The sequence below is a fragment of the Pseudomonas oryzihabitans genome (genome assembly GCF_032027545.1).
Taxonomy (GTDB): Bacteria; Pseudomonadota; Gammaproteobacteria; order Pseudomonadales; family Pseudomonadaceae; genus Chryseomonas; species Chryseomonas oryzihabitans_F.
Window position 1 is genome coordinate 26,431 of the sequence record NZ_JAVSJB010000013.1, and the last position, 10,867, is coordinate 37,297.

The window sequence follows — 10,867 nt, forward strand, 5'->3', positions numbered from 1 at the left end:
GCCACCATTTTGTGACACCTGTCAGGGTCACTACTGGATGAACCCTCTGCATGAGGAAGAAGTATGGCCTCTGCTGCGCTGGAAAGAGCCGACCTGCTGACCCAGATTTTTCGAAGCGATTATCGCTGGTTGACCGAGCGTCTCCGCTATCGACTGGGCTGCCGATTCAATGCTGAGGATGTGGCGTCCGAGTCGTTCTTGCACCTCTCAACGCTGCCCGGCTTGAACGAGGTGCGCGAGCCGCGCGCGATGCTAACCACCATCGCCAATCGCGTGATGTATGAGATCTCGCGCCGCCGTACGCTGGAGAAGGCCTATCTGGAGGCGTTGTCCTTCGCCCCCGAACATGTCATCCCCTCGCCCGAAGAGCAGCATCTCTTGCTGGAAACCCTGGTTGCGATCGACAAAGCCCTGGAAGGCCTGTCGACGAAGGCACGCAAGGCGTTCTTCTATAGCCAGCTGGACGGCATGACCTATGCGCAGATTGGCATCGAACTGGGTGTATCGGCGAGTATGGTGCGCCAGTACATGACCCAGGCGCTGACCAGGTGCTACGCCATAGCAGCGGAGAGTTGAATGCGCCCTAGTCTCGACCCGGTAGCCCAAGAAGCTGTCGCCTGGATGGTTCAAGTCCATTCAGGGGAGATGAGTGCGGCCGAACGAGAGCGATTTCAGCAATGGCGCGCGGCGAATGCGGCTCATGAACAGGCCTGTCGCCGACTCGAACGGACGCTCGGGCGAATCCCCCAGTTCGGCGCCGTCCCGGAAGTGCGCTCGACGCTACAGAATCCAGGTCGCCGTCAGTTCCTGGGCAATGCCCTGGCCCTTGCGGGGGTCGCCTACGCTGGCGGCTGGCTCGTCAATCGCTATACACCACTCGATGCCTTTCTCGCGGATCTCAGCACCCGCACAGGCCAACGCCAGACGACCACACTCGCCGATGGCTCGACGCTGATCCTCAATGCCCGCAGCGTCGTTGACACCCGCTTCGATAGCACCCAGCGGCGCATCGAGCTACTCAAAGGGCAGATCCACGTAGCGGTTGCCGCCTCCGCTATACCTCTGCAGATCGCCACCACGGCGGGCCTGATCCAGGTCAACAGCGGGAAGCTCGTCGTGACCCAGCGCGCAGATCAGGTACGGATAGCGGCCCTGTCCGCATCGGGGGTTGCAGTGAATCGCGGCAACCGCTCCCTACAATTGGAACCTGCTACGGGTGCGCTGATGACGGCGAGCGATCTCTCAGCGATCAAGATCAATCCGGCCGCCGAGGTCGCTTGGATCAATGGCTTCATCGAAATGGACAATCGACCGCTCAGCGAGCTCATCGATGCCCTGCGCGACTATCGTCCCGGCATAGTACGGATATCCCCGCAAGCCGCCGCCATCCGGGTGAGTGGGCTGTTCCCCTTGGACGATACCGATTTCACGCTGGACGCCTTGGCGCAAACCTTCCCTATTCGCGTGTCCCGCACCACCGATTACTGGGTGACGATCAGCAGCGCCTGACGTCATTCAGACCCACTAGGGTCGCAGCCGCCCTTACCCATCGTGGCCTCCCCTCTCTCCCGAGCTGCCTCCTTCCGCCGCTAGCCGCCAGACAGCCCGCTCCCGGACGCCTGTCCGCTCCCTGCCTACTAGGCTTGCCCAGGCGTTGCGCGATAGCAGGCCTCCCCCCGCTCCGGCGCCCTTATCCACCCCCGATAGCGGTAGTCGCTCATCCCGTCAGCCACCTCGCCACGCCCGAGGAATGGCGCCAGGTGAAAAAAAGTTTGCTCGGGCACTGTCACTTTTTTCTTCTCGCCGCACAGACCTTATAGAGAAGAAAAGATGAGGTGAGCTTGAACACCACATGCCCCCCTACCTTACCCCTTGCCTCCTGGGTCAGGGCCATCGACTTGTCACTGTCTCACAGCGCTGAGGCCGTGTTGATCGAGGTTGACCTGCGTGGTTTCAGCAGTCCGAGTCCGGCATCGATCGGAAGCCGCTTTCAATCAGCGTGCAGTGACCTCTCCTGCCTGCGAGTAGCTCGCTTGAGTGCAGTCCATGTCCATGAATGCTAGAGCCGGAATGATGACCAATCTGAATCTGCAACTGAAGAATCGCACCGAGCACCAGCCTTGGGTGCCGGAGCAAGAACCACCACCGGTGCAAGGCACTTCGCGCCTCCAACTCGTGCCCATTGCCCTGGCGGTCATCCTGGCCCACGTTGCGCTGATCGCGCTGTTCCTGACGCAGACCAGCCAGAAGGAGATCTCGCTGGTGGCAGCGCCCGCTGCCGTCCGGGTAACCATGAGCAGAATGCCGCCCCCTCCGCCTCCCGAGCCCGTCGCGCCAGTCGTGGCGCCACCAGAGCCGCCGGTGATGAAGGCCAAGGAGGCAGAGCGCACCGTTGCCGAGCCGAAACCGGAGGTTCCGCAGCAAAAGCCAGTACCGCCGAAACCCGTGCCCAAACCCAAGCCACAGCCGGTCAAGAAGCCCACGCCTATCAAGCCGCCGGCCGAACCTTTGCCGGTCGCTGAAGACCCTCTCCCCATCAAGCCGGCGCCGGTCGCGCCCGCCCAACCGGCGGTGGCCGAGAAGTCCCTCGAACTACCGGCCTCGGGGCCCAAGGATGTCCAGACCGTCGGCTGCCGAGTGCCCACCCCGGAGTATCCGCGCAAAGCCCGGCGCCTCGGCCAACAAGGGACCGTCCTGATCTCGATGGTCATCGACACCAGCGGCAAGGTGCAAAGCGCACAAGTCTCCCGCTCCAGTGGTTCAGCCGAGCTCGACCAAGCCGCTCGCCAAGCGGTGCTGAATGCCAGTTGCGAGCCTTACCGGGAAAACGGCCGCGCCCTTTCCGTGCGTGCTGCCCAGCCCATCAACTTCAGCCTTAGTCGTTAAACAGCCCGAGAGGTAACTACAGATGCAAGAATTCGGATTGGCGTATGCCTGGCAGCAAGCGGATTACGTATCCAAGTCGACGGCTGTGGTGCTGATCATCATGTCAGTGCTCTCCTGGACCGTCATGGCGGTCAAGGGCCTGCAAGCCTACAGGGCCAGAAAGATGCAGCGGAACGCGCAGCTGTTCTGGCACGCCAGCAGCTTTCAAGAAGGTGTCAGTGGCCTGGGCGATCCCAAGCATAATGCCTTCTACGCACTCGCCATCGCGGGGCATGCAGCCAACGCTCACCAGCATCAGCGCAGCTCCGAGCTCCACCAGAGGTTCGACCTCAGCGACTGGCTCGCGCGCTGCCTGAAAGAAGTGCTGGATGAGCATATCGCCAAGCTCCAGGCCGGGTTGGCGATCCTGGCATCGATTGGCAGTACCGCGCCTTTCGTGGGTCTGTTCGGTACGGTGTGGGGTATCTATCACGCGCTGAAAACCATCGCCGCCAGCGGTGATGCCTCGCTTTCCCAGGTCGCTGGGCCGGTGGGTGAGTCCCTGATCATGACCGCCTTCGGCCTCTTCGTAGCCATTCCCGCGGTGCTTGGCTACAACGCCCTGGCCAGGAACAACAAGGGCGCGGTGCACCAGCTCAGTCGCTTCGCCCATGACCTACACGCCTTCTTCCTGACCGGCGCCCGGGTAAACCTGGCCACTCCCGCCAGCCAAGGACAAGCCAAGGACAAGGTGCGGCCGGTGATCGCCACGCAAAGGGGGAATGCCTGATGAGCATGTCGGGTGGATCGCAATTCGATTCGGACGAGGCGCTCGTCAACGATATCAACATGACTCCGCTGATCGATGTCATGTTGGTGCTGCTCATCATCTTCATCATCACCCTGCCGGTCATAAACAAGGCAGTCAAGGTCGATCTCCCCAAGGGGGACGCCCAGGTCATCTCCCAGGATGACAAGGGTATCGATGTATCCATCACGGCCGACGGCCAAATACTCTGGGACAAAGAGCCGGTCACCGACCAGCAACTTGACCAGAAGCTGGCAGTAGCCGCTGTCCGGGACCCGGTACCGGTATTGCGGATCTATGCCGATAAAGCCGTGGAATATGGGCGAGTCGCGAATTTCATGATGAAGGCGCAAGGTACCGGTCTTTCGAAGATCGACTTTGTAACGGACGCCAGACCGGCTCCCTGACAGCAAGCAAGTCGAATCGACCATGAATGCCACCCCATCTGCAGAACGCGGATCCGCTAGGGTTTTGCCTGACGAACCTCAGGTGAAGCCCCTCGCGGAACGACCGACCATTGCCCAATTGCTGCTGCCGTTCTGGCGGTCGAATGAAAGCTGGATTGCCCTGGGATTATTGGCGGCAATACTCACCATCTCCTTCACGGCCACCTACGGGCACGTCAAGCTCAATAAAGTCCAAGGCAGCCTGACCGACGCCCTCGTGGCCTTGAACTGGGAGGCGCTCAAGCCCCTGCTGGTGGCCAGCATGCTGCTTGGCCTGATAACGGTCTTGATGCCCATCGTCAGCACCGCGCTGTCCGGTTACCTCGATCTGCGCTGGCGGACCTGGATGACCCATAACTTCTTGGAAAAATGGACGGCAAACGCCCACTTCTACCAGATAGAAAGGGATGGCCTGGTCAGTAACGCCGAGCAGCGGATTGCCGAAGATATCCGTCTTACCACGGATACTTCGCTGACGCTGCTAACCACAGTCACTGGCGTGATAGTCAATGCCGTCACCTATTCGATACTGCTCTGGCATATTTCAGGGACCTTGGATTTCAAGATCGATGACACCCAGGTATCGATACCGGGTTATATGGTCTTTGCCGCCTATACCTATTGTGCCCTGCACCTCTGGCTTTCCCATTGGCTAGGGAAGGTGCTGATTGGCTTGAACAACCACAGACAGACGGTCGAGGCGGATTTTCGCTACCAGGGCATGCAAGTCCGGGAATACGCGGAGCAAGTCGCCTTCTACCGCGGCGGCGATATCGAGAACAGGCACCTGACTGACCGCTTCCAACGGGTTCGCGCCAATACCATCAGCATCATCAACCGAACCTTCAAGGTTATGTTCGGCCAGCACATGTTCTCTCACCTGTTCAGCCTGCTGCCCACCTTGTTGGCGCTGCCGTTACTGTTGAATGGCAAGATCACCTATGGCGACATGGTGCGCATTACCGGCGCCTACGCGATGCTCTCCAACACCATCGCCTATTTTCCCCAGGCCTATATATCGTTCACCAATTGGTTGGCGCTGACGAATCGGCTGCGCGATTTCCAGTGGGCCATCAACAAGGCAGAGAACAGGGTCAGTGCCATCGAGTACAGCCACACGGCAGACGAATCGCTGTCCTGCACCCGGTTGCAGCTCCATACCCCTACCGGGCAGGCGCTGACCTATCTCGAGCAATGGCAGGTTCGACCGGGTGAGCGGTGGCTGATAACGGGACGCTCTGGCAGCGGCAAGAGCACCTTACTGAGGGTTTGCGCTGGCCTCTGGCCCTATGGCAGCGGCAAGGTCGCCCTCCCCCAGACCAGTAGCTCCCTCTTTCTACCGCAGAAAAGCTACATCCCCACGGGCACGCTCAAGGATGCCCTGTGCTATCCCCATGCCGGCACCGAGTTCGACGACGAGGCGTGTCGCCGCGCACTTCAGGACGCCGCCCTGCCCACGCTGGCTGACTCCCTGACGGTGTATGACCGCTGGCAACAGTCCCTGTCTGGCGGCGAACAGCAACGCATCGCCATTGCCCGGGTACTGCTACAGCGGCCCAAGTATCTCTTCCTGGATGAAGCAACGAGCGCCCTGGACCCCGAGACAGAGCATCGCCTCTATACCGCCCTGGTCGAGGCGCTTCCCGATACCACCCTCATCAGCGTTGCCCATCGCACCTCCCTGGCGCAATACCACAGTCAAACGCTCGATCTCACACCCAAGACTTAAGGAATTAACATGTCCACAGTAGTTAAGGTCACTGGAGAGACGCTCGAACAAGACGTCCTCCATTCAAGCACGCCTGTTCTTCTCGATCTATGGGCGCCCTGGTGTGCTCCCTGCCGCTCACTGGCACCGAATCTGGAGAAATTAGCGGTGCTGTCCGTTGGGGCCTTGAAAGTTGCCAAGTTGGATGTTGAGCAATATCCAGACGCCATGGCCAATTTCAATGTTCGTGGCATTCCCACCCTCCTGCTGTTCAAGGATGGAAAAGAAGTCAGCCGCGAGGTAGGCGTCAAAACCCTCGACCAGCTGACGAAATGGATGACCGGCAACGCTATCGTGCTCGAGCGTCCGCCCGTGCTTCGTGCAGATACCCCCAAGTATCCTGCGTTCTACGGCGATCCTGAACTCAAGGAGTTCCTGTTTTCTCGCCTGGAGCAGCAGGCTCTTGAAGGGCTGGTTCAAGCCAGCCCCCATCCCTTTTGGATAGAAGGGAAAGGCACTCTCGCGGCCGCCATGGTCCATAACGCCGACATCGAGGTCTTCGAACGTGTCACTGGTATTCCCGCGGCCGTCGGCCATGCCCTGGACTTTGTCAAGGCAAGCTCCCCGGAAACGATCAGGTCACTCTCGCTGGCGCTGACCGTAGGCACCGATCTTAGCCGGGTACCGGCACTCGTCCTCTACGACTACCTCAAAGAGCCTACCTTCGACTGGCCTGGCCTGCTGGCAGTTGCCGCAGAAGCGGATGCCTTACGCTGTGCCTGGTTGAAGGAATGCAAAAAGCATCTGCAGGGCGACCCTGTCGATGAAGCGGCCATGGACGAGATAAAACGCCGGGCGGAAAGCCTGCAACAGCATCCTGACCGGGCAATCCAGCGGCTGGCGAAGGTGCTCCTCGAACTATCCCCGATACCAGGTTGCAATCAGCATGATGAATGGGCGGCGGTTTTTCGCCTCGCCGGAGACCTTTCATTCAGTGTCGGTCAACATCAGTGTGGCTGGACAGCGGAAGACCGCGACATGGAAAGAAGACGCTTCTACTGGTTTTCGGAGCGCGAGGCTCAGACCGCCACCGGCAAGTTTTCTCCAGAAGAGCTAACCGCCTTGCATGCCCAGTGGCTCGACGAGAACGGTGAATACCAGGCCAAAGAAGCAAGGTTCATCGAAAACAACCTTCAAGGGCTGCATGGGGTGCATTCGGCGACGCGGGCTCATCTGATCGCCGCACTCAAGCAGGCACCGCAGCTCCTGCGTATCTGATAGCGAAAGGAATTCGTGATGAGTGAAGCATCAGATACGGGAGAAGAGCTGGGCGATATTGCGCAAGAGATACTGAGCCTTGCGCGCCAACAGGGTGCAGACAAAGCCCAGGTCAGTCTCTCGCGCAGCCAAGGGCTGTCGCTGTGTATGCGGCAAGGTCGCGTGGTTTCTCGCACTCGCGAAGCTCACAGTGGCTTTTCCCTGACCGTCTTTACCGGGGCACGCCAAGGCTCGGTGAATTCGACTGACCTCAAGGGCAGAACCCTGGAGGAATCGGTGAAAGCCGCCTGTGCCATCGCTCGTTATACGCAGGACGATCCGGCCAGCGGGCCTGCAGAACGCGAGCTGCTTGGTCAGCCGCGGCTCGACCTGGATCTCTATCATCCCTGGGCACTGTCCGAGGACATGGCCGTTGCCATCGCCCAGCGCATCGAGAATGGTATTGGCGAGCTCGGCCCTGCCGTGCAGAGCGAAGACGCGCGGGTGACGACCCAGGAATCCTATTTTCAACTGGCGACCAGCGAAGGATTCAATGCGGGAGCAGCCCAGACGCTGCATACACTGGTCGCTGGCGCCATCGCGCGTAACGACAGATACAGCGAGCGAGACCATTGGCTGGAGTCGGCCAGACAGAGCGCGAGCCTCCTCGAGCCGGAAGAAGTCGGGCGGCGCGCAGGGGCGGCGGCAAAGGCCTACCTGGACAGAGCGCCGCTTACCACTCGCCGGTGCCCTGTGCTTTTCGATCCCCGTTCCGCGACCAGTCTACTGGCCCACTTCTCCCAGGCGGTTAGCGGTTCTGCGCTGTTCATGAAATCGACCTTCCTGGTGGGAAAACTCGGGGAGCCGGTCATGAGCCGTCATCTGAGCCTGGCTGAAGATCCTTTCATTCCTCGCGCCCTGGCGAGCTTCAATGTCGATGGCGACGGTATCGCTCCCAGGCAAAGACTGCTGGTCGAGAATGGCGATCTAAGGGGCTACCTCCTGTCCCTGTACAGCGCGCGACGCTTGGGCCTGTCCCCGACGGGAAACGGCTACGGCCCCGGCAATCTCCGGCTTGGCAGCGCCCTGACCGAGCCCTCCGACTACTTCGCGGCGATGCTCAAGAAGCTCGGCACGGGCTTCCTCGTCACGACGCTCGTGAGCAACGGAGTACGCTTGATCACGGGTGACTACTCACGGGGCGCCCGAGGTTTCTGGGTGGAAAACGGCGAAATCAAGCATGCGGTAACCGGTGTGACGCTGTCCGGAAACCTCCAGCAGATGTTCATGGGGATCGTTGCCGTGGGCAGCGATTGCGTGACGCAAGGTGCCTTTACCAGCGGCTCCATCCTGATCGATGAGATGCACGTTGCCGGCCAGTAAGAGATAAAACCATGTCAAACCAGCACCTTGATTACATCGCCCTTGCCAGTGACACGCTGTTGACACCCTACGGCTTGGACATCTCGGACCTCGAGAGCGTTTTCGATTGCGTGATGACGCACCATGCGGACTATGCCGACCTCTACCTGCAAAGTAGCCGTCACGAACGATGGATGATGGAAAATGGCATCGTCAGATCCGGCGCCTTCTCCGTCGACCAGGGCTTTGGGCTACGGGCGTTGAGTGTCGACGAGACAGCCTTCGCGTACTCCCAGGAGATCACGAAGGCGCAATTGCTCGACGCGGCGAAGTCGGTACGCACCGTTGCCACCCATGGCGCCTTACGGCGCAGCGTCCAGTCGCGACGCGTGGAAAAAAGCGGCACCTATGGCGCGCTAGATCCGCTGACGGCCGCTGAAACCGCCGACAAGATCGCGTTGCTGCAATCCGTGGATCATATGGCCCGCGCCTGCGACCCCCGCGTCAGCCAGGTCTTCGCGAACCTGGAGTTGCACCACTCGGTGGTGTTGATCGTTCGCGAAGACGGCGGTCTTGCAGCAGACGTCAGACCCATGGTGCTCATCCAGTTCCAAGTCCAGGCGTGCCAAGCAGGACGCGTCGAAAAGGCCAGCGGTCGCCTCGGTGGTCGAGCGGATCTGGGCGCCGTCAGTGGTGTGGCCCTGGCTGCCGAAGTACGGCGCACCGTGCAATCCGCGCTGACCAACCTCGACGCCCAGCCCGGGCCAGCGGGGCAAATGCCGGTGGTCATCGGTCCGGGATGGCCGGGGATGCTGCTTCACGAAGCCATGGGGCATGGCTTCGAAGGCGACTTCAACCGGAACGGCACCTCCGTCTATTCGGGCAAGAGGGGGCAGCGGATCGCCTCTCCTGTCGTCAACATCGTCGATGATGCAACGCTGCCGGGACGCCGTGGCTCGCTCCATATCGATGACGAGGGAGAAATCGGTCAGTGCACGACCTTGATCGAAGGGGGCGTGCTCACCCACTACATGCAGGACAGCCTGAACGCCCGCCTCATGAAGGTGCCGTCAACCGGCAACGGTCGGCGGCAGTCGTTCGCGCATCTGCCGATGCCCAGGATGACCAATACCTTCATGCTTCCAGGAGAGCACTATCCCGAGGAGATCATCGCAAGCGTCAAGAACGGTATCTACCTGGCGGACTTGGGTAGCGGCCAGGTCGATATCGTCAGCGGCCAGTTCACCTTCGAAAGCGAGCTCGCCTTCCTGATCGAGAATGGCAAGATCACCCGGCCGATCAAGGGCGCGACCTTGACCGGCAACGGCCCTGACACCCTTCGGCAGATCAGCATGGTCGGCAACGACCTGGCACTCGATGGCGGCGGCGCGGTATGCGGAAAATCAGGGCAAAGCGTTCCGGTGTGCGTCGGTCAACCTACGTTGAAAATCGATAACCTGATCGTTGGCGGTAGCTAGTGTGGTGTTTCAGACGTTCGCGCAAGAATTGACGAGTGGTTTTTGTCTTCGGGCCAGGCGCCGCGACGAGTCATAGCAGGGCTATGGCGAGGAGCGGCAACGCCGCCCGGAGAGATCCGCCTCTGCGGCAAAAAGCGCCGCCAAAATTGTGTAGATAACTTCTGAAACATCACACTTAGGGCGCATTAGTAGGCGGGATGGGCTATCCCCGTGGCAGCAAGCGCTGGTGCAGCTGCCGCGCCAGGACATCCAGGGCGAAGCCTAGGAGACCGATCAAGAGCACCAGGGCCATCAGCTCGCCATAGGCCAGGCGGTCGCGGGTGTCGAGGATGTAGTAGCCAAGGCCGGCGCTGAGGCCGAGCATTTCGCAGGGCACCAGCACGATCCAGAGGATGCCAATGGCCAGGCGCACCCCGGTGAGCACCTGGCCGAGCACCCCGGGCAGCACCACCCGCCGCAGGACTTCCCAGCGGGTGGCGCTCAGGCTGTCGGCCAGTTGCAGCCAGCGCGGGTCCAGACCGCGTACGCCGGCGGCGGTGTTGAGCAGGATCGGCCAGACCGCGGCGAAGGCCAGCAGGAAGTAGATGGGCTTGTCCCCTACCCCCATGACCATCACCGCCAGCGGCATCCAGGACAGCGGCGAGATCATCCGTAGGAACTGAAAGGCCGGCGTAGTGGCAGTTTCCAGTGCGCGCCAGGAGCCTACCAGTAACCCTAGGGGTACCCCGACCAGCAAGGCCAGGCCCAGGCCGATCAGGACTCGCTCCAAGCTGACCAGGATGTGCGGATACAGCTCGCCACTGGCCAGCAACTGCCAGAGGCTGACGAAGGTGGTGCCGGGGTCGAAGCGGCGAACCAGGCTGCCGGGTGCCGAAAGCCCCTGCACCGCCGCCCACCAGAGCACGACCAAAACCAGCAGGCCGGTGCAGCCGAGCAGGATTCG

10 protein-coding genes are annotated in these 10,867 nt (G+C 60.9%); 9 read left to right on the forward strand and 1 reads right to left on the reverse strand.

Going from position 1 to position 10,867, the window contains the following annotated elements:
- Positions 1-63: 63 nt before the first annotated feature.
- The 9 genes from RND78_RS19380 (at position 64) to tldD (ending at position 9,924) form a co-directional block, all read left to right on the forward strand.
- The gene (locus RND78_RS19380) at positions 64-576 is read left to right on the forward strand and encodes a sigma-70 family RNA polymerase sigma factor (RefSeq protein ID WP_312731354.1); all 513 of its coding nucleotides are present in this window, start codon (positions 64-66) and stop codon (positions 574-576) included.
- Complete coding sequence (locus tag RND78_RS19385) at positions 577-1,509, forward strand: FecR domain-containing protein (RefSeq protein WP_312731356.1); 933 nt, start codon at positions 577-579, stop codon at positions 1,507-1,509. It begins immediately after the preceding gene.
- 561 nt (positions 1,510-2,070) lie between these two features.
- Entirely contained in the window at positions 2,071-2,886 is an 816-nt protein-coding gene (locus tag RND78_RS19390; RefSeq protein WP_312731357.1) for an energy transducer TonB, read from the forward strand.
- Positions 2,887-2,908: 22 nt separating this feature from the next.
- Complete coding sequence (locus tag RND78_RS19395; RefSeq protein WP_312731359.1) at positions 2,909-3,655, forward strand: MotA/TolQ/ExbB proton channel family protein; 747 nt, start codon at positions 2,909-2,911, stop codon at positions 3,653-3,655.
- Positions 3,655-4,080, forward strand: a complete 426-nt coding sequence (locus RND78_RS19400; protein ID WP_312731361.1) for a biopolymer transporter ExbD — start codon at positions 3,655-3,657, stop codon at positions 4,078-4,080. Before RND78_RS19395 ends, RND78_RS19400 begins: the two co-directional genes overlap by 1 nt.
- A gap of 22 nt (positions 4,081-4,102) precedes the next feature.
- Positions 4,103-5,848 carry an ABC transporter ATP-binding protein/permease gene (locus RND78_RS19405; RefSeq protein ID WP_312731362.1) on the forward strand — a complete coding sequence of 582 codons (1,746 nt, stop codon included), beginning with the start codon at positions 4,103-4,105 and terminating at the stop codon, positions 5,846-5,848.
- A gap of 9 nt (positions 5,849-5,857) precedes the next feature.
- Entirely contained in the window at positions 5,858-7,105 is a 1,248-nt protein-coding gene (locus RND78_RS19410) for a thioredoxin family protein (RefSeq protein ID WP_312731363.1), read from the forward strand.
- 18 nt (positions 7,106-7,123) lie between these two features.
- Complete coding sequence (locus tag RND78_RS19415; protein WP_312731365.1) at positions 7,124-8,467, forward strand: metallopeptidase TldD-related protein; 1,344 nt, start codon at positions 7,124-7,126, stop codon at positions 8,465-8,467.
- A gap of 11 nt (positions 8,468-8,478) precedes the next feature.
- Positions 8,479-9,924 (forward strand): metalloprotease TldD, encoded by a 1,446-nt coding sequence (tldD, locus tag RND78_RS19420; RefSeq protein WP_312731366.1) that lies wholly within the window; start codon positions 8,479-8,481, stop codon positions 9,922-9,924.
- A 202-nt stretch (positions 9,925-10,126) separates the two neighbouring features.
- Here the strand turns inward: tldD and RND78_RS19425 are convergent, their stop codons facing one another.
- Positions 10,127-10,864, reverse strand: a complete 738-nt coding sequence (locus RND78_RS19425; RefSeq protein WP_409457083.1) for an ABC transporter permease — start codon at positions 10,862-10,864, stop codon at positions 10,127-10,129.
- Positions 10,865-10,867 lie beyond the last annotated feature (3 nt).